The organism is Egicoccus sp. AB-alg6-2 (assembly GCF_041821025.1).
Classification (GTDB): domain Bacteria; phylum Actinomycetota; class Nitriliruptoria; order Nitriliruptorales; family Nitriliruptoraceae; genus Egicoccus.
In genome coordinates, this window is sequence record NZ_JBGUAY010000002.1 from 448,603 (window position 1) to 470,353 (window position 21,751).

Annotated in this window: 18 protein-coding genes; 12 read left to right on the forward strand and 6 right to left on the reverse strand. The window is 72.2% G+C overall.

Features of this window, described 5'->3' with window-relative positions:
- Positions 1-201 precede the first annotated feature (201 nt).
- From ACERMF_RS04660 to ACERMF_RS04705, 10 genes are all read left to right on the forward strand, one after another.
- Complete coding sequence (locus ACERMF_RS04660; protein WP_373667857.1) at positions 202-1,551, forward strand: amylo-alpha-1,6-glucosidase; 1,350 nt, start codon at positions 202-204, stop codon at positions 1,549-1,551.
- 76 nt (positions 1,552-1,627) lie between these two features.
- Entirely contained in the window at positions 1,628-3,064 is a 1,437-nt protein-coding gene (locus tag ACERMF_RS04665; protein WP_373667858.1) for an ABC transporter substrate-binding protein, read from the forward strand.
- Between the two features lie 84 nt (positions 3,065-3,148).
- Positions 3,149-4,042 carry a carbohydrate ABC transporter permease gene (locus ACERMF_RS04670; protein WP_373667859.1) on the forward strand — a complete coding sequence of 298 codons (894 nt, stop codon included), beginning with the start codon at positions 3,149-3,151 and terminating at the stop codon, positions 4,040-4,042.
- Between the two features lie 17 nt (positions 4,043-4,059).
- The gene (locus ACERMF_RS04675) at positions 4,060-4,941 is read left to right on the forward strand and encodes a carbohydrate ABC transporter permease (RefSeq protein WP_373667860.1); all 882 of its coding nucleotides are present in this window, start codon (positions 4,060-4,062) and stop codon (positions 4,939-4,941) included.
- A gap of 12 nt (positions 4,942-4,953) precedes the next feature.
- The gene (locus tag ACERMF_RS04680) at positions 4,954-6,066 is read left to right on the forward strand and encodes an ABC transporter ATP-binding protein (RefSeq protein WP_373667861.1); all 1,113 of its coding nucleotides are present in this window, start codon (positions 4,954-4,956) and stop codon (positions 6,064-6,066) included.
- Between the two features lie 79 nt (positions 6,067-6,145).
- Positions 6,146-7,315: a hypothetical protein gene (locus ACERMF_RS04685; protein WP_373667862.1), complete on the forward strand. Its 1,170-nt coding sequence runs from the start codon at positions 6,146-6,148 to the stop codon at positions 7,313-7,315.
- A complete protein-coding gene (locus ACERMF_RS04690; protein WP_373667863.1) occupies positions 7,312-8,622 on the forward strand; it encodes a glycoside hydrolase family 36 protein in 1,311 nt (436 codons plus the stop codon). Before ACERMF_RS04685 ends, ACERMF_RS04690 begins: the two co-directional genes overlap by 4 nt.
- 54 nt (positions 8,623-8,676) lie before the next feature.
- Positions 8,677-9,729 carry a zinc-binding alcohol dehydrogenase gene (locus ACERMF_RS04695; RefSeq protein WP_373667864.1) on the forward strand — a complete coding sequence of 351 codons (1,053 nt, stop codon included), beginning with the start codon at positions 8,677-8,679 and terminating at the stop codon, positions 9,727-9,729.
- Positions 9,726-10,814: a Gfo/Idh/MocA family protein gene (locus ACERMF_RS04700; RefSeq protein ID WP_373667865.1), complete on the forward strand. Its 1,089-nt coding sequence runs from the start codon at positions 9,726-9,728 to the stop codon at positions 10,812-10,814. Before ACERMF_RS04695 ends, ACERMF_RS04700 begins: the two co-directional genes overlap by 4 nt.
- A gap of 17 nt (positions 10,815-10,831) precedes the next feature.
- Positions 10,832-12,067, forward strand: a complete 1,236-nt coding sequence (locus ACERMF_RS04705) for an AGE family epimerase/isomerase (RefSeq protein WP_373667866.1) — start codon at positions 10,832-10,834, stop codon at positions 12,065-12,067.
- Here ACERMF_RS04705 and ACERMF_RS04710 read toward each other — a convergent pair.
- Positions 12,064-12,516 (reverse strand): hypothetical protein, encoded by a 453-nt coding sequence (locus ACERMF_RS04710; protein ID WP_373667867.1) that lies wholly within the window; start codon positions 12,514-12,516, stop codon positions 12,064-12,066. The genes ACERMF_RS04705 and ACERMF_RS04710 overlap by 4 nt on opposite strands.
- 26 nt (positions 12,517-12,542) lie before the next feature.
- A complete protein-coding gene (locus tag ACERMF_RS04715; protein WP_373667868.1) occupies positions 12,543-15,539 on the reverse strand; it encodes an EAL domain-containing protein in 2,997 nt (998 codons plus the stop codon).
- A 194-nt stretch (positions 15,540-15,733) separates the two neighbouring features.
- Here ACERMF_RS04715 and kaiC point away from each other — a divergent pair, with 194 nt between their 5' ends.
- On the forward strand, positions 15,734-17,236 hold the full coding sequence (kaiC, locus tag ACERMF_RS04720) for a circadian clock protein KaiC (protein ID WP_373667869.1): 1,503 nt from the start codon (positions 15,734-15,736) through the stop codon (positions 17,234-17,236).
- A 50-nt stretch (positions 17,237-17,286) separates the two neighbouring features.
- Entirely contained in the window at positions 17,287-17,613 is a 327-nt protein-coding gene (locus tag ACERMF_RS04725; protein WP_373667870.1) for a circadian clock KaiB family protein, read from the forward strand.
- Positions 17,614-17,621: 8 nt separating this feature from the next.
- On the opposite strand, the gene ACERMF_RS04730 is transcribed toward ACERMF_RS04725, so the two are convergent.
- The 4 genes from ACERMF_RS04730 to ACERMF_RS04745 all read right to left on the reverse strand — a co-directional run bounded on the left by ACERMF_RS04730 (position 17,622) and on the right by ACERMF_RS04745 (position 21,724).
- Positions 17,622-18,014, reverse strand: coding sequence for a response regulator (locus ACERMF_RS04730; protein WP_373667871.1), 393 nt, complete (start codon positions 18,012-18,014; stop codon positions 17,622-17,624).
- The gene (locus tag ACERMF_RS04735; RefSeq protein ID WP_373667872.1) at positions 18,011-19,573 is read right to left on the reverse strand and encodes a nitrogen regulation protein NR(II); all 1,563 of its coding nucleotides are present in this window, start codon (positions 19,571-19,573) and stop codon (positions 18,011-18,013) included. The genes ACERMF_RS04730 and ACERMF_RS04735 overlap by 4 nt, the downstream gene beginning before the upstream one ends.
- Positions 19,574-19,575: 2 nt before the next feature.
- Positions 19,576-20,745 carry an acyl-CoA dehydrogenase family protein gene (locus ACERMF_RS04740; protein WP_373667873.1) on the reverse strand — a complete coding sequence of 390 codons (1,170 nt, stop codon included), beginning with the start codon at positions 20,743-20,745 and terminating at the stop codon, positions 19,576-19,578.
- Between the two features lie 103 nt (positions 20,746-20,848).
- Positions 20,849-21,724: a Gfo/Idh/MocA family protein gene (locus tag ACERMF_RS04745; protein ID WP_373667874.1), complete on the reverse strand. Its 876-nt coding sequence runs from the start codon at positions 21,722-21,724 to the stop codon at positions 20,849-20,851.
- Between the last annotated feature and the right edge of the window lie 27 nt (positions 21,725-21,751).

Sequence of the window (21,751 nt, forward strand, 5' to 3'; positions counted from 1 at the left end):
GTTCGTGGTCGCAGCCGCCGGGCCGCCGCGCGCCCGCGGACAAGGTGTATCGCATCGAGGCAGCGATGTTGCCCTGACCGGGGGTTGACGCGGATGATCGAGCGACTAGGTTTGTCATAAAGCTATAACAAAGATGCAATTGGGAGCGTCCGGGTCGCGACGGGAGTCGTGCTCGGGCCGGCATCGGGAGTGGTCCTCGGTATGGCCGTCACCGGATCGCACGACGAGTTGGCCGCCGCGGCGTCGGCGGTGCTCGAGCGCAACTGGATGGGACACGCCACGCGGCCCTCCCCGCGGCTGTATCCGCACCAGTGGAGCTGGGACTCGGCGTTCATGGCCATGGGGCAGGCGCTCGCCGACCCGCAGCGGGCCCAGCAGGAGTTGCGCAGCCTCTTCGCGGCCCAGTGGTCCAACGGGCTGCTGCCCCACATCGTCTTCAGCGAGGGTCCCGGGCGCTACTTCCCGGGCGCGGACTTCTGGCAGAGCGGCCGTTGTCCCTACGCACCGCGGCGTCCGCAGACCTCGGGGATCGTGCAGCCGCCCGTGCACGCGCTGTCGGCCTGGCGGGTCTTCGAGCGCCTGCCCGATCGTGACCTCGGACGTGCCTTCCTGGCCGAGCTGTTGCCCCAGCTGACCGCCTGGCACGCCTACCTGTACCGCGAACGTGCCGACGAGCACGGCCTGGTCGAGATCTGGCATCCCTGGGAGTCGGGGATGGACAACTCGCCGCTGTGGGACGCCGCGCTCGCCCGGATCGATCCGGCGCCCGAGCAGATCCCGTCCTACGAGCGGATCGACCTCGACTACGCCGAGGTCGACCACCGCCCGACCGACCGCGAGTACGACCGCTACGTCTTCCTCGTGGCGTCGATGCGCGACCGGGCCTACCTGCCCGACCGCATCCGGGCCGACCTGCCGTTCCGGGTGCAGGACGCGCTGTTCAACAGCATCCTCGTCCGCGCCAACCGCGACCTCGCGCGCATCGCCCGCGAGGTCGGCGCCGACCACCGCCAGTTCGACGACTGGGCCGCGTGGACCGCGGGCGGCATCGAGGCGCGCATGTGGAGCGAGGACGAGGGCCTCTACCTCGACGTCGACGCCTGCACCGGTGAACGCATCGGCATCCGCACCTTCGCCGGGTTCACCCCGCTGCTCGCGGGCGTGCCCGACTCGACGCGCGCCGCCCGCCTGGTGGCCGAACTCGACACGTTCGCGGTCGCCTCGGCCGACGGCCTGCTCGTGCCGAGTCTCGGGCGCGACGATCCCCGCTTCGAGCCCGCCCGCTACTGGCGTGGGCCCGCCTGGCCCGTCGTGCAGTGGGTGCTGCAGGACGGGCTCGACCAGTACGGCTATCGCGACCACGCAGCGCGCCTGCGTGCCGGCCTGCTCGCGGTGGTCGAACGCTCCGGTTTCTGGGAGCACTACGACCCCACCAGTGGCGACGCCAACGGTGGGGAGCACTTCGCCTGGACGGCCGCGATCGTCCTGGACGTTCTCGCGGCGGGTTCGGGAGCAGCACGCCGTTCGGGGGAGCCGGCACCGATCCCGTGACCGGGACGGCGTCGGAGCCAGCGCACCAGTCAACCGCCATCGTCATCCGTACCAGGGAGCTTGGGAGAACAACCGCATGAACCACCACGACATCCGCACGGCCCGACGCGGGCGCCGCCGGCGCCGGCTCGCCGCAGCACTGGCGACCGCTCTGTTGCTCGCCGCGTGTGGGGGCGGCTCCACCGCCGACCTCGACCCCGACGACCTGGCGGGGGACACCGAACCCGACACCACCGACACCGACACCGACACGGACACCGACGGCGACACTGCCGAGGGCGCAGACGACGGGGGCGATCTCGACCTCACCCTGCTGTCGACCCAGTTGCGTCCCGTGGAGGAGGCGGAGGCCGTCCGCAACGTGGTCCTCGCCGACTTCCCGGGCAACGTCGAGTTCATCGGTGAGGACGACGGGCCGTTCGTCGACCGTATCCTCGCCGAAGCGCAGGCCGGCAGCGGCTCGGTCGACGTCATCGGCGCCCTGCACGGCGACTTCGGCACGTTCGCGGCCGAGGACGTGCTCATGGACCTGTCCGACCTCCTCGAGGAGCTCTCGGCCGACCGCGAGTTCCCCGAGAGCCTGATCGATCTGACCCGCTTCGGCGGCGACGCGGTCTACTACATCCCCTGGGTGCAGGCGACCTACGCGATGGTCGCCAGCAACGAGGCGGTCGAGTACCTGCCAGACGGCGCCGACCTCAACGCCCTGACCTACGACGAGCTGCTCGAATGGGCCCGCATCCTCGAGGAGGAGACGGGGGCACCCCAGTTCGGTCTGCCGGCCGGCGAGGACGGCCTGCTCCACCGCTTCTTCCAGGGCTTCTTGTACCCCGCCTTCACCGGTGGCGTGAACACCACCTTCACCAGCGACAGCGCCGTCGAGGGCTGGTCCTGGCTGCAGGAGATCTGGGAGCACGCCAACCCGCAGTCGACCACCTACGGCTTCATGCAGGAGCCGCTGCTGTCCGGCGAGGTCATGGTGGCCTGGGACCACACCGCCCGGCTCGTCGGCGCGCTCGAGGAGCGGCCGGACGACTTCGTGGCGTTCCCGTCGCCGACCGGTCCCGAGGGGCTGGCGTTCATGCCGGTCGTCGGTGGTCTCGGGATCCCGGCCAACGCGCCCGACCCCGAGGGTGCCAAGGCGCTCATCGAGTACCTGACCCGGCCCGAGGTGGCGGCGCTCACCCTGCGCGAGACCGCCTTCTTCCCCGGCACGGGTGACGAGCTGCCCGACGACCTCGAGGGTGGCGTGGCCGCACTCGCCGAGGTGGTCGCCGCGCAGCAGCAGAGCCCGGACGCGCTGCCGTCGTTGCTCCCGATCGGGCTCGGCGACCAGGGCGGCGCCTACAACAAGGTGTTCCAGGACAGCTTCCGTGCCATCGTGCTGCAGGGCAACGACCCGGCTGGCGTGCTGAGCGCCGAAGCCGACAACCTGCAACGGGTGCTGGACACCGCCGGCGCCTCGTGCTGGTTCCCCGATCCCGACAGCGAAGGTCCCTGCCAGGTGCAGTGACCGACCACGTCCCCCGGGCGGGGCCCTCCGCATCCCCGTACCCCGCCCGGGGGCGCACCACCCCTCGAGACAGGGAGAGCTGCCGTGGCCACCGCAACGCCACCGCGCGCGGGTTCGCGCCGCCCCATCGGTCGGCTCGGTATCGCGCCCTACGTCCTGCTGCTGCCCTCGGTCGTCTTCCTCGCGGTCTTCTTCGCGCGACCCATGGTCGACGCGTTCACCCTGGCGTTCGAGGACCCCTCGGGCGGCTTCGGCCTGGCCCCGATCCGCACGATGCTCGCGGACTCGCGGTTCGGCGAGGCGCTGACCACGACGTTGATCCTGTTGATCGCCATCATCCCGGTGCAGTTCTTCCTGGCGATGTCCATGGCGCTGGTCATCAACGCCAAGCTCAAGGGCCAGAGCATCTGGCTCTACATCTACGCCATCCCGCTCGCGGTGTCGGAGTTGGCGGCCGGGATCATCTGGCTGTCGATCTTCACCCAACGCGGGTGGCTCAACAGCTGGCTGATCCAGACCGGCATCCTCGAGCAGCCGTTCGACTTCCTCGGCTACCAGAACCGTGGCTGGCTGATCGCGGTGATCGTGCTCGCCGAGGCCTGGCGGGCGACCTCGATCATCATGATCATCCTCGTCGCCGGCCTGCAGTCGATCCCGAGCGACTACCTCGAGGCGGCCGAGATCTACGGCGCGAGCCTGTGGAAACGCATCCGGTACGTGATCCTGCCGATGCTGCGCCCGAGCCTGCAGGTGGCACTGATCCTGCGGACCGTGCTGGCGTTGCAGGTGTTCGCGGTGGTGATCGCGCTCGCCGGCAGTTCCATGACCGTGCTGTCGGCCGAGGCCTTCAAGTGGCAGGTCACCTACCGCGGCCCCAACGTCGCCGCCGCCTACGCCGGCCTGATCCTGGTCTTCTCCTCGTCGGCCGCCGCGCTGTTCCTGTGGCTGCTGCCGACCAAGAACTCGCAACCCACGTGAGCGGCGGAGGTGCAGCCATGAGCACGACCGTCCCCGGCGAGTCGGCGCCCGCCCGGGCACCGCTGCCGATGCGCCAGCCACCCCGGAGCCGCCGCCGGCGCCTGAGCCGGTTCGGCGCCTACGTCGCCGCGACCCTGCTCGCCCTGTGGGTCCTGCTGCCACTGGTGTTGATCACGTTCGTCACGTTCGTGCCACGCGAACGCGTCCGCGACTTCCCGAAGTCGCTGTGGCCCGAGGAGTGGTCGGCCGACACGTTCATGTTCTTCATCAACTCCGCCGGGGTCCGGCCGGCGTTGCTCAACTCGGTCGTCATCGCGCTGATGACGGTGGTCATGGCGATGGCGATCGGTGCGCCCGGTGGTTACGCCCTGGCACGGTTCGTGTTCCGCGGCGCCAACGCCTACCGGATCACGGTGCTGTCCACCCGCGCGTTCCCGATCGTCATCCTGTCGATCCCGCTCGCGATCACCTTCCTGATCTGGGGCATCGCCGACACCCGCCTGGCGGTCGCGCTGATGCACACGGCGTTGGCGCTGCCCTTCGTCGTCCTGATCACCAGCAGCATCTTCCTGAGCGTCTCGAAGGACCTCGAGGAGGCGGCCCAGACCCTCGGGTGCACCGCCTTCCAGGCCTTCTACCGGGTCTCGCTGCCGTTGACGCTGCCGGGGCTGACCGCCGCGGCGATCTTCACCTTCGTGCTGTCGTGGAACGAGGTGTTCGCCGCGGTGATCCTCACGCTGCGCAATCCCACGCTGCCGGCGCTGGTGCTCGACGCCCTGACGGTGTCGCCGCTGCCGTTCCAGTTCGCGGCCGGCTTCGTGCTGATGGCGCCGTCGCTGATCTTTTTGTTCTTCATCCGCAAGTACCTGCTCGGCCTCTGGGGCCGCGTCGAACGCTGAGGAGCCGCCACCATGGCCGACATCCGCATCGAGGGCGTGACCAAGGTCTTCGACAAGAAGACCCGCGCGGTCGACGAGGTCGACCTGCTCGTCGAGGACGGCGAACTGCTGGTCCTGCTCGGCCCGTCCGGCTGCGGCAAGACCACGCTGCTGCGCATGATCGCGGGGCTGGAGTACCCCTCCGCGGGGCAGATCCGCGTGGGCGGCAAGGACATCACCGACCTGCCCCCGCGCAAGCGCGAGCTGGCGATGGTGTTCCAGAGCTACGCGGTGTTCCCGCACCTGACCGTCGCCGGCAACATCGGCTTCGGGCTGAAGATGCGCGGTGAACTGAAGGCCGAGATCCGGCGCAAGGTCGAACGCGTCGCCGAACTCGTCGAGCTCACCGAGTACCTCGACCGGCACCCGGCCCAGCTCTCCGGCGGCCAGCGTCAACGGATCGCCGTCGCCCGGGCGGTCGTGATGGAACCGGCCGTGCTGCTGATGGACGAGCCGCTGTCCAACCTCGACGCGCTGCTGCGGCTCAACTTCCGGGCCGACCTCAAGGAACTCGTGCGCGAGCTGAAGACCACCACCGTCTACGTCACCCACGACCAGGTCGAGGCGCTCAGCCTCGGCGACCGGATCGCCGTCATGCGCAAGGGACAGGTGATCCAGATCGACACGCCGACGGCCGTCTACGACCAGCCGAGCCACCGCTTCGTCGGCGGGTTCATGGGCAACCCGCCCATGAACTTCCTGCAGGCCTCCGTCGTCGTCGACGACGGTCGCGCGGTCGCGCACATCGGCGACCACGCCATCGAGGTGCCCGACCAGGTCCGGGCGGCGCAGGTCGAGGAGGTGCTGGTCGGGGTCCGCGCGGAGAACCTCACGCTCGCCGATGGACCGGGGCCCAACACCTTCGCGATGCAGACCGCCGTCGTCGAACCGCTCGGCTCGCACGCGCTGGTGACGGGTCGCGTGGGCGCCGAGACCTGCAAGCTGCAGGCGCCGATGGACTTCTTCGTCGAGTCCGGAACGCCGCTTTGGGTGACCGCGCAGCCGGGCAAGCTGCGCTGGTTCGATCCCGACAGCGGCGTGCGCCTCGACCCCCTGCCCGCGCCGAGCCCGGCCCGCGCCGGCTGACCGTAGGCGCTCCGCGACGCCGGCCGCCCGCGCTCCGGGCGGCCGGCGTCCGCCCGCACACCACCGAGGACCCAACCCGATGACGGATCCCGTCGACTCCGTGGACTCCGCGGCCGCCCTGCGGGTGCTCGAGCGCAACTGGCGCTCCGACGGCTACACCAGCCCCAACCTCGAGACCTACCCGTGGCAGTGGCTGTGGGATTCCTGCTTCCACGCCATCATCTGGGCCGCACTGGGCGACGGCCGGGCGACGGTCGAGCTCGAACGCGCTTTCGTCCACCAGCGCCCGAACGGGTTCGTGCCCCACGTCGGCTACCAGCACGACCCACCCGCCGCCCTCGCGTTGTGGGGGATCGAGGGCGCCTCGACCCTCACGCAGCCGCCCATGTACGCGCACGCCGCCCGTCGCCTCGCGAACGCGGGGCGTCCGCCGTCGCCGGTCTTGCTCGCGCGCATCGAGGCCGGGCTGGAGCACCTGTGGCGGGTGCGCCCGGCCGGCAACGGACTGCTGTCGTGTTTCCACCCCTGGGAGGGCGGCACCGACGACTCGCCCCGCTGGGACGCCTGGACCCTGACCCCGTTCGACCGCTTCGGGCACTGGAAGCGGCGCAAGCGGGAGCTGGTCGACGCGCTGGTGCTCGACGAGCACGCGAGCCCGACCGGCAGCCGCGCGTTCGTGGTGCAGTCGGCCGCGTTCAACGCGCTGTGCGCCTTCAACGCGCTCGAGTTCGCCGACCTGACCGGCAGCTCCGAGTGGCGCCGCCGCGGCGAGGACCTGACCGCGGCGCTCGACGCGCGGTGGGACGAGGCGCTCGGAACCTGGACCGACGCCGCCGACGACGGCCCGTGCGACACCGGTGTGGACCACGACAGCGGCGCCGTGCGGACCCTCGAAGCGCTGCTGGGTGTGCTCGTGACACCGGACGAACGTCGTGCCGACCGGGTCTTCACGGACCTGTTCGACCCGACGGCGTACGGTGCCCGGTTCGGGCCCTGCGGTCTGCACCGCGACGAACCGGCCTTCGACCCCGACGCGTACTGGCGCGGCGCCAACTGGCCCCAGCTGGTCTACCTGCTGTGGGTCGCGGCCACCCGCCGCGGGCACCCCCAGCTGGCCGAACGCCTGGCGTGTGCCCTGCGGGAGGGAGCGGCGGCCAGCGGTCACGCCGAGTACTGGAACCCCGACACCGGCGAGGGGCGCGGTGCCGCACCGCAGTCGTGGACCTGCCTGTACGTGGCCACCGTATGAGCTTCGCACGCTTCGACGAGGTCCCGGTCGACCCGGCGGCCGGGCGGGTGCACGAGCACGGCTGGCAGAGCTGGAGCCCCGTCGGCACCCATCCGCTGGACGCGACCACCCCACGCCCGGAGACCGACGTCCTGCACGTCATGCGGTTCCGGCCCGAGGCCCCGGCCCCCGCCGTGGGCGCCCAGGGCGAGGGCCTGCTGGTCGTCGACCCCGGCAACGGGGCGCCGCTGCGCCGGTACGCGGTGACCAGCGCCGCGGAACGGGTCGCCTCGATCCGTACCAGGCTGGTCGGCGACCGGCTGCTCGTCGACGCCGACGGCCCTCTTGTCGTCGACGAGGTCGACGGCGACGTCGAGACGGCGCTGCGCACCTTCGGGGACCGCTTCGCCGCCGACAACGCACTGCCCCCGCCACGCTCGGCCCCGACGGTGTGGTGCTCCTGGTACCACTACTTCCTCGACGTCACCGAGGACGACGTCGTCGAGAACCTGCGTGCCATCGAGGCCGCCGATCTGCCGGTCGACGTGATCCAGCTCGACGACGGCTGGGCGAGCCAGGTGGGGGACTGGCGCTCGCTCTCCGACCGGTTCGCCTCCGTACCGGCCGTGGCCGACCGGATCGCCGCCGCCGGCCGCCGACCGGGCATCTGGGTGGCACCGTTCACCGCCCTCGCCGGCAGCGAGCTCGCGCGCCGCAACCCGAGCTGGCTTCTCGAGGCCGACGCCGGGTGGAACTGGGACCAGCCGATGCGGGGACTCGACCTGACCCATTCCGGGGTCCGCCAATACCTCCACGACGTGTTCGGGCAGCTGCGCGCGTGGGGCTTCGACTACTTCAAGCTCGACTTCCTCTACACGGGTGCGCTCGAGGCGGCTCGCCACGAGGACGCGTCCGCGATCGCGGCCTACCGGTCCGGCCTGGAACTGGTCCGCGACGCGGTCGGCGACGCCTACGTGCTGGGTTGCGGTGCCCCGATGCTGCCGAGTGCGGGGCTGGTCGACGCGATGCGGGTCTCGCCCGACACCTACCACCCCGGGACCGGTACCGACGAGGTGCAGACGCTGCGCAGTGAACCCGCCACGATCGCCCGGTCGTGGCAGCACGGCCGCTTCTGGGTCAACGACCCCGACTGTCTCGTCCTGCGTCCCTCGGCCCCGTGGCGGGCGCACTGGGCCGCGGTCGTCGAACGCCACGGCGGTCTGCGCGGGTTCTCCGACCGGGTGGCCGACCTCGATGCCTGGGGCCTCGACGCTGTCCGCCGGCTGCTCGGCGACCCGCCGCCGCCGACACCGTTCGACCTTCACTGAGCCCGCCGTGCGCCGCCGGCGCGACCCACCCACCCATCAGCGCGAGGAGCGAGCGTGCCGCAGGTCGTCCAGTTCACCGCACCACACGAGGTCGCGCTCGTCGACGAGGACCCGGTGCCGTTGCCGGCGGGTCACGTGCGGGTCCGCACCTGGTACTCGGGCATCTCGGCCGGCACGGAGATGACCGCCTACCGCGGTTCCAACCCCTACCTGTCCAAGACCTGGGACGAGGCACGGCGCCTGTTCGTGGCCGGCGAACCCCGGTTCGCCTACCCGCTGCGCGGGTGGGGCTACCAGGAGGTCGGCGAGGTCGTCGAGGTGGCCGCGGACGTGACCGAGCCGCGGACGGGGGAGGTCGTGTTCGGCATCTGGGGGCACCGATCGGAAGCGGTCGTGCCGGTGGGGAAGCTCGCGGCGCAACGGATGCCCGCCGGGACCGACCCCATCCATGGCGTCTTCGCCCGTCTCGGCGCGATCGCCCTCAACGCCGTCCTCGCCGCCGAGGTCCACCTCGGCGAGGACGTGGCCGTCTTCGGACAGGGCGTGATCGGTCTGCTCGCCACCCGGCTCGCCATCCGCAGCGGCGCCCGGGTGCACGCGATCGACGGGTTCGCGCAACGCCTGCGGCTCGCGCACCGCATGGGGGCGGTGACCACCCTGACGGCGGATACGGCGGGCGGCGTCGCCGAGGCCCTGCGCGTCGCCACCGACGACCGTGGGGTCGACACCGCCATCGAACTCAGCGGCAACCACCACGCGTTGCACGAGGCCGTCCGCAGCGTCGGCGCCGACGGCACCGTCGTCGCGGCCAGCTTCTACCAGGGGGACGCCGTCGGCCTCCGGCTGGTGGAGGAGTTCCACCACAACCGGGTCCGGATCCTGTCGAGCCAGATCGGCGGGACGCCGCCTGCACTGGGCACACGCTGGAACCACGGTCGGCTCGTCGAGGTCTTCATGCGCGAGGTCGCGACCGGCGGGGTGGACGTCGCCCCGCTCGTCAGCCACGTGGTGGACGCCGCGGATGCCGCCGCGGCGTTCGCCCGCATCGACGACGATCCTGCGTCGGTGCTGCAGACGGTGCTGCGCTTCCCCGGCGCGCCGGCATGAACGACGCACCCACGGGTCAGCCGACACGGCGACCGCTTCCCGACCACCGGCCCCGCATCCCGGCCGACGCCCGCGCCTACGGCATCGGCATCCTCGGCTGTGGGGAGATCGCGAAGAAGGCGCATCTGCCCGCCTACGAGCAGCACGGCCTGCGGGTCGCCGGCGTGTGGAGTGCCACGGCCGCCTCGGCCGACGACGCGCGGCGCCGGTTTCCGGCGATCGAACGCGTCCACGCGACACCCGGGGACCTGCTCGCCGACCCGCAGGTCCGGGTGGTCGACCTCGCCACCCGTCCCGAGCACCGCCTGCGCTGGCTGCGGGCCGCGGTGGAGGCGGGCAAGCACGTCCTGGCACAGAAGCCGCTGACCACCGACCTGGGCGCGCTCGAGCCGATCCTCGACCTCGCCGACGCGCAGGGGGTCGTCGTCGCCGTCAACCAGAACGCCCGGTGGGCGCCGGTGTGGCGGCTGGCGACCCTGTTGGTGCGCGACGGTGCGATCGGGGACGTGGTCGGGGTGACCCACCTGCACGACAAGCCGCTCCCGCCGATCGCGGGCACGCACTTCGACGACCTGCCGCACATGCTGATCGTCGACTACCTGATGCACTGGATCGACATCACCCGGTGCTGGCTCGAAGGCAAGGACGTCGAGGTGGTCCAGGCCTCCGACCACCGCGTCCCCGGTCAGCCGGCCGACGCCCGCAACCCCTGGGCGGCGGCCATCTCGTTGCGCTGCGCCGACGGCGCCAGTGCGTGGCTGCGCGTCGTCGGGGACGCGCATGCCACGACACCCGGGTGTCCGTTCTGGATCCACGGCACGGCCGGCACGATCCGCGGCCGCATCCTCGGCGACGACCACCTCGAACTCGACCGCGACGGCGAGGTGCGACGTCTCGTCCCGGACGGTGCGTGGTTCGTGGACGGCTTCGCGGGCGCGATGGGCGAACTACTGTCCGCACTCGACGAGGGTCGACCACCCGAGCACGCCGCGCGCCACAACGTCGCGTCGCTGCGGCTGATGTTGGCGGCCCGCGCCTCGGCCGAGCAGGATGGCGCACCCGTCGGACCGGCCGTGCCGTTGTAGCAGTCGAGGGAGAGCGCATGAGCGCATGGAATGGGGCATACGACGCCGCCTGGTTGCAGGCGGAGGCCGAGCGCCTGCTGCGCTTCGGAACCGTAGGGCGGCATCCCGCCGGCGGTTTCGCGTGGCTCCGCGACGACGGCACCGCCGACACCGACCGCGACGTCGAGTTGTGGATCACCTGCCGGATGACCCACGTCTACGCACTGGGGCACCTGCTCGGCTTCGAGGGGGCCTCGGCGCTGGTCGACCACGGACTCGAGGCGCTCAACGGGCGCCTGCACGACACCGCCAACGGCGGCTGGTTCGCGTCGGTCGACACCAATGGCCCCACGGCGCCGACCAAGGGCGCCTACGAGCACGCCTTCGTGCTGCTGGCGGCGACCTCGGCCGTCGTCGCCGACCGTCCGGGCGGTCAGCAGCTGCTCGACAACGCCCTCGAGGTCCAGGAACGCCACTTCTGGGACGAGGAGGACGGCGCGGTCGTCGACGTGTTCCTCGACCCCGCGTTCGGTGAGCTCGAGCCCTACCGCGGCGCCAACGCCAACATGCACACCGTCGAGGCCTACCTCGCGGCCGCGGACGTGACCGGCGACCGGGTCTGGCTGGAGCGTGCCGACCGGATCGTGCACCGCTTCGTCCACGCCGGCGCCGGCGGGCACGGCTGGCGGCTGCCGGAACACTTCGACGGGCAGTGGCGCCCGATGCTGTCGTACAACCGCGACCAGCCGAGCCACCCGTTCCGCCCGTACGGCGCCACCGTCGGCCACGCCTTCGAGTGGGCCCGGCTGGCGCTGCACCTCGAAGCAGCCCTCGACGGCGTGCACTCGCAGCTGCGCAGCGACGCCGCGTCGCTGTTCGAGCGCGCGGTCGACGACGGCTGGGCCGTCGACGGGTCCCCGGGGTTCGTCTACACCACCGACTGGGACGGCGAACCGGTCGTGCGCAACCGGCTCCACTGGGTCGTCACCGAGGCCACCAACGCGGCCGCCGCGCTGTACCGGGCGACCGGCGTGGAGGACTACGCCGCGTCGTACCGGGCGTGGTGGTCCTACGCCGACGACCACCTGCTCGACCGCGATGCCGGGTCGTGGCGGCACGAGCTCGACCCCGACAACCGCCCGGCCGCCAGCGTCTGGGCCGGCAAGCCCGACCTCTACCACGCGCTCCAGGCGACCCTGATCCCGCGCCTGCCGTTGGCCCCGTCGCTGGCCAGCGCCCTCGCGGCCGGCCACCTCGACGCCTCGACGGGCTAGTTGCCGGCGACGCCGACCGGAACCGGCGCCGCCGCCACCTGCAGCAGGGGCCGTCCGGTGTCGATGAGCGTCCCCGGCTCGTCGTCGGACGGTGCGACGGTGACCGGCGCCTGCCGGAACAGCTGGACCGGGATGCGGTCGCTGCCGGCCGCGAGATGGGCGGCGAGGACGTGGTGGCCCTTGAGCACGTACAGGCGCCGGTCGTGCAACAGCGACACGTACGAGGCTTCCAGCGGGTGCACCGTGCGGCGGGTGTGCCAACGGACCCGCTCCGGGTCGATGTCGGCGTTTCGGACGAACACCTCGAGGCCGTAGCGGGGGACGGACACGCGCACGCCGTTGGTCACCCACGCGCCCGTCGGCCAGCGCTCCGGCTCGACGACGTGGATGCGTCCGGGTAGGTAGTCGGGCAGCGCGGAGGGCAGCTGCTCCGGGACGTGCAGGTTCACGGGTGTTCCTCGAAGGGCCGTCGGCGCTAGGAGGCGCAGCGCACGCGTCGTTGCAGGGTACGCGATGCCAGCGCCTCGACGAGCGGCACCACCTCCTGCATCGGCCGGCTGTCCTCGTCGCCGTAGCACTCGAGCAGCCAGCGGGTGCCGTCCGGCATGGTCTCGGTCAGGCCGACGACGTAGCGGAAGCCGTCGGCCTCGAGGACGGCGACCTCCTGGGGGTCGGCCGCCGGGTCGTCGCTGCTGACCGCGAAGCCCTGTCCGTCCACGAACGCGGCGGCCGTGATCGGGAAGTCGTCGATGGTGTACTGCTCGTCGGGCTCGGGCGGGGCCAGCGGCGCCCGCGGACGCCGGCGGCGGAGGTGGGTGTCGTGGATCGTCAGGACCGAGGAGTCGGGCTGGGCGACACTGAGCGTCCAGCGGTTGAGATCGAACAGGTTGAGTGCCACCTCGCCGACGAGCTGCAGGCCGGGCACCGCCGGGCCGCGTTCGGCGAGCGCCCGGCTCCAGCGCCCCAGGGAAGCGTCGACCGAGCGGCCGGGCCGCTCGCTTCGCACACGCTGGTCCGGTGTCGGGTCGTCGTGGAGCAGCCTGGACGGGATCGGGCGGTCGTCGGCGCCGTCGTCGAACACGACGGCGACCCCCGACGCCTTGGCGCGGTACTGCGCGGCATCGGCGCGCGCCAGCAGGTCCGTGAACGAGTGGTCGTCCGATCGCGCGGCCGCCACGCCGACCGACACCTGCGGCTGCCGGGTGGGGGCGGCGCGCAGGAGCTCGAAGAAGCGCTCGACCATCCGTAGCGCGTCGTCCGCGTCGCCAGCGAGGACGACGCAGAACTCGTCGCCGCCCAGCCGCGCCGCCAGCGCCTCGGACTGCGTCACCGCCACGCGGTTGAGCGCGTCGGCGACCGTGATCAGCAGCTCGTCACCGGCGGCGTGGCCGTAGACGTCGTTGATCTCCTTGAGGCCGTTGACGTCGAGCATGACCGCGGTGACGTGGCCGGTGTCGCTGCGGGCCAGCTGCGATGCGGCGAAGTCCTCGAGGCGCCGGCGGTTGGCCAGACGCGTCAGCGGGTCCTCGCCCGCCAGCCGAGACAGGTTGCCGAGGTGCTCGGCGCGGGCGATCGCGAAGCCGATGAAGCCCGCGACGGCACTGACGTAGGGGATGTCGGCCGAGGTGAAGGGCGGGGAGCTCTCCGCCGTCGTGGCGTACAACTCGCCCCAGACGGTGCCCTCCACCACGATCGGCACGCCGGCGGCCGAACCCTTGCGCAGCCGCCGCAGGATGTCGCGCTCGCCGGGTTCGGTGGTGGGGTCGTCGACGGCGGTGAGCAGTACCCGTCGTTCGAGCACGAGCCGGGACGAGGCCGGCAGCTCCTTGAGCGAGTAGTGCTCGGCCGTCGGCCGGCGTTCCTCGTCGGGGCCGAGCCAGCCGACGTTGACGACGGTGCGCAGTTCCGCCGCCTCGCGGTCCCAGCGGGAGATCGACAGCGACGCCGCCCCCATCGCGCCCAGGGCAGCGTCGGCCGCGATCTCGAGCACGTCCGCCAACTCGCCGTCGGAGCCGATGGCGCGGGCGACACCGACGAGTCCGCGCAGCCGTTCGGCCGCGTCGTCGCGGCCACGGACCCGTTGTTCGAACTCCCGGACGACGGGGAGCGGCGGCGGGGAGGTCGCCGGCTCGTGCCACCAGGCATCGAGGCGCTCCAGCAGGTGCCCGCGGAGCGCGACGTCGTCGAGCACGTCGTCGAGCGCGTCCTCGAGCGGGCGCCCGACGCGGCGTGCGACCGCGAGGCGGGCCACGGCGGCGGCGACCGCGCCGGGATGGACGTCGACGGCCAACCGCGGCGCCTGCGACAGGGCTTCCTCGAGCTCCCGCCAGGCGGGTACCGCGTGCATCGTGCGCAGCACCTGGAGCAGGTCACCGGTGCCGACCAGCGCCGCGAGCAGGCCGATGACGTCGACGCGCGCGCGCGTCAGCGACAGCGCGAACCCGACGATCCGGGCGGCCTCGACCGCGTCGGCCCGCAGAGACCCCGGGCGGGGGTCGCCCGCCACCACGGCCACCGCGATGATCGCGGCCAGGTCGAGTGCCTGGGCCCCGATCAGGCTGGCCGCCGGCTCGACGGCGGACTCCTGGTGTCCGGCCACGTAGTCGCGCAGCTCGGCGTCGCCGCTCGCCGGGGCGTAGAGGTGGCCCTGACCCAGTTCGCAGCCCCACTCCCGAAGCAGCACGACCTGTTCGCGGTGCTCGATGCCCTCGGCCACGACGTCCAGGCCGAGGGAGGTGCCGAGGCCGATCGCCGCCTGCACCACCAGCGCCCGCCCGCGGGCCGGTCCGCTGGTGGTGCCCACGGCCGCGACGAACGAGCGGTCCAGCTTGAGCATCGTGAACGGAGCCGAGGCGAGCAGGTCCAGGGTCGCGAACCCGGTGCCGAAGTCGTCCAGCGCGATCCCCACGCCGAGGTCGGCCAGCGCGTGCAGTTGCGAGCCGTCGCTCAAGTGGTCGAACGCCGCCGTCTCCGTGACCTCGACGACCAGGCAGCCGGCGGGGAGCGCCGTCGCGGCCAGCGTGCGTCGCACCAGCTCGACGAACGCGCGGGAGCCGAGTTGGAGCGGCGAGACGTTGACGTGCAGCCGCAACGCGGCCAGTTCGGGTTGCCGCCGCCAGGCGGCGAGCTGCGCGCAGGCGCGCACGAGCACGTCGGTGCCCAGGGCCTGGATCAGCCCGGACCGCTCCGCGACGCGCACGATGCCGCTGGCGGCGGCCAGCGGCGGGTCGAGCGGGCCGGACAGTCGCACCAGCGCCTCGACCGCCACGGCGCGCCCGCAGGACAGATCGACGACGGGCTGGTAGACGACCTGCAGCCGGCCCTCGTCGATCGCGTCCGCGAGCAGCAGCGCCTCCGGGTCGGCGTGGGTGCCGTGGTCACGGCGCCAGTCGCGGGTGGCGAACGGCACGGCGGAGCGCAGCTCGCGCGGGACCGGCGCCTCGCGCCGGTCCATCGTCGTTTCGCTTCTCACGCCATCGCACCTCGGGGCACTCGCGCTCCCGTCGGCCGGAGCGGGCGCGGGTCGAGTGGTTGCGCGCGCAGGTACGGACGGACACCTCGGTGGCCCGATCCGGGCGCACCGCTGTCCGTCTAGGCTGTCGGGCGGCGACCGGAGCCGCATGCGAGAGCCGCCCGGGCTGACGCGGTCACCTCGATGGGTGTGCCATGTCAATCACCCCGGTCCGCAAGGTTCCCACGGGGATCCCGGGCTTCGACGCGATGGCCCACGGTGGCCTGCCGGAGGGCCGGACGACGCTCGTCGCCGGGTCGGCCGGCTCGGCGAAGACGTTGTTCGCGTCCCAGTACCTGGCGGGCGGCATCACCGAGTTCGACCAGTCCGGTGTCTTCGTCACCTTCGAGGAGACGCCGCTCGACCTGCGCCGCAACCTGATCTCGCTCGGCTGGGACGTCGAAGCGTGGGAGCAGGCGGGCAAGTGGCGGTTCGTGGACGCCTCGCCCGATCCCGAGCACGAGCTCACGTTGGCCGGGTCGTGGGACTTCGGGGCGTTGATGGCCAGGATCACCCGCGCCGTGGAAGCCGTCGGCGCCACCCGTGTCGTGGTGGACTCCCTCGGCGCGGTCTTCAGCGAGTTCTCCGACGGCGGTCGCGTGCGCCGCGAACTGCGGCGCCTCGTCCGCGCCCTGCGCGACCTCGACGTCACCTCGGTCATGACGGTCGAGCGCACGACCGAGTATGGCGACGTCAGCCGTTGGGGGGTCGAGGAGTTCGTCGCCGAGGACGTCGTACTGCTGCGCAACATCCTCGAGGACGAGGCCGCGCGCCGGACCATGCAGATCCTGAAGTTCCGCGGCACGACCCACCGCAAGGGCGAGTTCCCGTTCGCGATCATCAACGACCGTGGCATCGTGGCGCTCCCGCTGGCCGACTCGGCGCTGACGAGCCTGCGGTCGCGGGCCGACCGGATCGACTCCGGCAACGACGTCCTCGACGACATGTGTGGCGGCGGTCCGTTCCGTGACTCCATCAGCCTGGTGTCGGGCGCGACGGGTACGGGCAAGACGCTGACGGTCACGGAGTTCATGAAGGGCGGGGCTCGAAACGGCGAGCGCTGCCTGCTGTTCGCGTTCGAGGAGAGCCGGGCCCAGCTGATCCGCAACGCCCGCGGTTGGGGGGTCGACTACGAGCAGATGGAGCGCGACGGGCTGCTGAGGATCGTCGCCGCCTATCCCGAGACCGCCTCGCTCGAGGAGCACCTGGTCGCCGTCACCGACGCGGTGCGCGACTTCGACCCGCAGCGGTTCGCGCTGGACTCGCTGTCGGCGCTCGAGCGGGCATCGACCCCGCGGGGGTTCCGCCATTTCGTGATCGGCATCACCTCGATGCTCAAGGAACGCCAGGTCACCGGGCTGTACACGGCGACCACGCCCAGTCTCACCGGGGGCGCGTCGGTCACGGAGTCGCACATCTCGACCCTGACCGACGCCATCATCCTGCTGCGCTACGTCGAGATCCACGGGGAGGTGAAACGCGCCATCTCGGTGCTCAAGATGCGGGGGTCCGCGCACGACCGCGACATCCGCGAGATCACCATCGACGGCACCGGCATGCACATCGGTGAGGCGTTGCGCAACATCTCGGGCGTGCTCGCCGGTGCGCCACGTCAGCTCGGCCCCGACGAGGTCGAGGTCATCGGCACGAGTGCCTGAGCCACCACGGGTACCGAGTCACTGGATATCACGACGGACGGGAGGTGAGGGTGGACCGACCGGATCAGCTCCGACTCCAGCTGCGGTTGTACGTCCACGGCGACGCCCCCGAGACCGCGGCCGTGGAGCGCAACCTGCACGAGGTGTTCGCCTCGATCGGCCTGGACTACGACGTCGAGATCCTCGACGTGCGTGCGCACGCCGACGAGGCCGAGGCGGACAAGATTCTGCTGACCCCGACCCTGATCCGGTTGACACCCCCGCAGCTGCGTGTGGCCGGTGACCTGGCCGACGTCGAAACCGCGCTCGACGGGCTCGGCTTGCGCATCTGGTCCCAGCGGGCACGCGCACGACCGATGGCCGACAACGAGGGCTGACGGCCCGCTCAGGCGCGGCGGCTGGCCACGGCCTGGGCGATCGCGTCGTACAGGTCGGTGTCGGTGTAGGGCTTGGGCAGGAACGCGGTGTGCGCCGTGGGGTCGACCAGGTGTTCGGCGACCTCGCTCTGGTCGAAGCCACTGAAGAACACGATCGGCAGCCGGGGCGCGGCCGCCCGCATGCGCGGGAACGCCTCGTGTCCGGTCATCACGGGCATCATCACGTCGAGGAGCACGACGTCGAGGGCGTCCGCCTGCTCGGTGACGCGTTCCACCGCCTCGCGTCCGTTGGTGGCCTGCACCACCTCGTAGCCGGCCTTGCGGAGTAGGAGGGCGGTGACCTGGCGCACCATGGCGTCGTCGTCGACGACGAGAACCGTCCCCTCCGTCGCGGTCGTCATCCGGTGGCCTGGCCGGGGAAGGGCAACAGGAGCCGGAAGCGGGCGCCCTGGCCCGGGGCGCTGTCGACGTCGATGGCGCCGCCGTGCGCCGCGACGATGCCGGCACTGGCGGCGAGACCGAGGCCGCGTCCGGCGAACTTGGTGCTGAAGAACGGGGCGAACATCCGCTGGCGCACCTCGTCGTCCATGCCGGGACCGTCGTCGACGACGTCCACGATGACGTAGGAGCCGGGTGGCAGGAGGCGCGTGGGATGGGTGAGCGCGGCGTCGCCGGCCAGGTCGAGGGTGCCGCTGGTGACCAGAATCTGCCCGCCCTGTTCGCCGATGGCCTCGGAGGCGTTGATGACGAGGTTCATCAGCACCTGGCGTAGCTGGGTCGCGTCGGCGCGCACCTGGGGCACCTCCGCGTCCAGCGCGACCTCGAGGCGGGTCTTCGGCGGGACGCTCGAGCGGAGCAGCCGGATCATGCCCGTGACGAGGTCGTTGAGGTCGACGGTCGTCAGCTCGATGCTGCCGCGCCCGCTGTAGGCGAGCATCGAACGGGCCAGCTCGGCAGCCCGGCCGCTCGCCTCGAGGATCTGTTCGAGCGCGTGGTCGACCATCTGGGGGTCGTCGGTGCTCGCGCGGGCGATGCTGGCCCAGCCCTGGACGCCGACGAGCAGGTTGTTGAAGTCGTGGGCGACCCCGCCGGCCAACGTGGCCAGGCTCTCGGCCTGCTGCAGGTGGCGCAGGCGCTCCTCGCTCTGCCGTTCCCGGGTGATGTCACGCCCGATGACGACGTGGCCGACGATCGATCCCTCGCCATCGGTCATCGGGGCCGCCGTGACCGAGAGCAGCAAGGGCGCCTCGGGCGGACGTTCGAGCGCGAGCTCGCGGCGGACCTGCGATCGCGACGCGTCGGCGGCCGCGAGCATCTCGACCACCTCGGCGGGGTCGGCGGTGGCCAGGACCGCTTCCAGCGGCCGTCCTTCCACGGTCTGCAGGTTCGTGGTGAGCAGGCGCTCCCCGGACTCGTTGAGGGTGACGATGCGGCCGCCGGCGTCCACGCTCAGGATCAGGTCGGGGGCGTGGTCGATCAGGGCGCTGAGGTACTGCTCGGACATCGGCGACACGGCCTCCGGAGCCGTCACCGGCGGGGCGTCGAGGACGTCGCGGTTGATGGTGTCCAGCGCCCGGCGCAGCTGGGCGCGGCGCGAGGCGGACGTGGCCACCGCGTCCAGCGTCATCCGCAGCTGCGCGTCGTCGGTGTCACCCGCGACCACGACGGCGTTGGTGATCTCCGGAGCGAGCGCCAACCTGGTGCGCGCCACGTCGACCTGGTCCTCGGGCACCAGCAGGGCGAGACCGACGGTGCCGTTCGCACGCCGGATGCGTCGGGCGGCGGTCAGCGGCTGGGACCAGGACGAACCGATGGCGACCAGCAGGGGGGCCGGCCGGCCGCGCTGGAGCGCCGCCAGGCAGCCGTCGAGGTCGGTCACCGCCTCGAGCCCGGTGTCGCCGCGGGCGGCCAGCATCGCCAGCGGTCCGGTACCGGAGTCGAGGGCCAGGATGCGCGACATCGCTACAGCAGCGGCAGGTCGAGCAGGGAACGGCCGAGCCAGGTCCGGAGCAGGTCGGTCGAGGGCGACATGACGTGGGCGGCCCTGGCGTCACGCAGCGCACGCGTCAGGCGGCTGTTGCTCTGGTAGGCGATGCCGCCGGTCAGCGTCAACGCCTCGTTGGCGACGTGCACCGCGGCCTCGGCGACCTCCGCCTTGCAGGCGAACAGCGCCTGCCGCGCGGCCGGGTCACCCGCGTCGCCGAGCGCGGCGGCGTGGTGGAGCAGTTGGCGGGTGCGTTCGACGGTCGACCACAGCCCGCCGAGGCGGTGGGCGATGATGTCGTTGGCACCGATCCGCTCGCCGGTGTGCTCGTAGGTCCGCTTGCGCACGTGCTCGATCGTGGCTTCGAGGGCGCTGCGGGCGACCCCGAGGTAGGCGCCGGCCATCGCCACGATGAAGTACGGCGCGATGACCTCGAACACGTACCAGGTCTCGTCGCCCTCGGCGCCGAGCAGGTTGGCGGCCGGGACCCTCGCCTCGTCGAGCACGACGCCGCGGGAGCTGTTGCCACGCATCCCGAAACCGTTCCACTCCTGCTGCCAGGTGGCGCCCGGGGCTCCGGCGTCCAGCAGCAGGCACGAGAACGTGCCCGGGTCGAGCTCGCTGCCCTCACCGACGACGCTGAGCACGTAGGAGTCCGCGCGCCCGCCGCTGGTCACGAACGACTTGCAGCCGTTGACGCGGTAGTCGTCCCCGTCCCGCCGGTAGGTGACCTGGGGCAGGTAGAAGTGGACACCCGTCCCGGGTTCGGACAGCGCCAGCGAGGTGACGTGCCGACCGGCGGCGATGGGCGCGAGATAGCGCTCCTTCTGGGCGTCGGTCGCCTTGACGTCGATGACCTTGGCGGCAACGCAGTGCATGCCGAAGACCAGCCCGGTGGAGCCGCACTCCCGACCGAGTTCCTCGGTCACGACGGCGAGTGCGAGCAGTCCCTCGTCGTGGCCTCCGACGTCGGTCCCCACGTTGAGCCCGAGCAGTCCCGCCTCGCCCAGCGCGTGGAGTCCCCGGGCCGGCCACTGCGCCTCGCCGTCGACCTTGTCGGCGTCCTCGGCGAGCACCGTCGACGCAATGCCGCGTGCGGTCTCGGCGAAGTGCGCCACCCGGGCCGGAGGGCCCGCCGGATCCCGCACGTCGATCTCCTCAGAAAAGGCGCATTGCGCCGCGAACCCTAGCCACGATCCTCCCGGCTGCGCGACGCCGCGACCGCTCGCCGGGCGGTCGACGGGTGGCCCGTCAACCCAGATCGCGTTGCGCGGCCTCGAGAATCTCGACGATGCGGGTGCCGAACCGCACGTCGCACGCGTGCGCCTGACCGGTGTCGGCGGCGTCCTGCAGCGCCCGGATCGCCTCGCCGAGCGCCTGCGTGGCGTCGAAGGCCAGACCGGTCGGAAGCTCCCGCCAGCCCCCTTCGCCGTAGAAGACCACGCGCTGGCCGGTCGCCGGCTCGGGCATGGTCAGGCTCAACGTCAGCTGGCTCGAGGCACCTTCGGCGTGGCGAAGGGCGAGGTGGACGGTGTCGCCGGGCCCGCGGGCCGCCCGGACGTCCTCGACCGGCCCCAGCACGGGCAGCAGCAGCGACAGCATGTGCGGGCCGACGTCCCACAGCGCCCCGTGCTCGCGCCGCCAGGGCGAGTTGCCGAAGGGGTTGCCAGGGGTGTCGAGCGCCGCGAGGACGGTCGCCTGTCCGCCCAGCCAGCCGGACTCGGCCGCGGTGTCCTCGAGCCAGCGCTGGATGCCCGGCACGAATCTCGACGTCAGGAAGACCACCGACGCGACGCCGGTCCGCGCCGCAGCGTCGACGATCTCTCCGGCCGCCGCGGTCGACAGCGCGACCGGCTTCTCGAGCAGCAGATGGCAGCCGGCTCGCGCCGCCCGAACCGCCAGGTCGGCCTGCACGTCCGGCGGGACGGCGAACGACACCGCCTCCACGTCGGCGAACAGCTCGTCCGGATCGTCGTAGGCGCGAACGTCGCGGGCCTCGACGACCGCGTCGGCCTTGGCACGGTCGCGACCCCAGACGCCGACGAACTCGACGTCGTCGGCCTCGGCCAGTGCCTGCGCGTGGATCTCCGCGGCCCAGTAGCCGGTGCCGATGAGTCCGTACCTCACGTCGTCCCCGTCCGTCGTCGTGCCCAC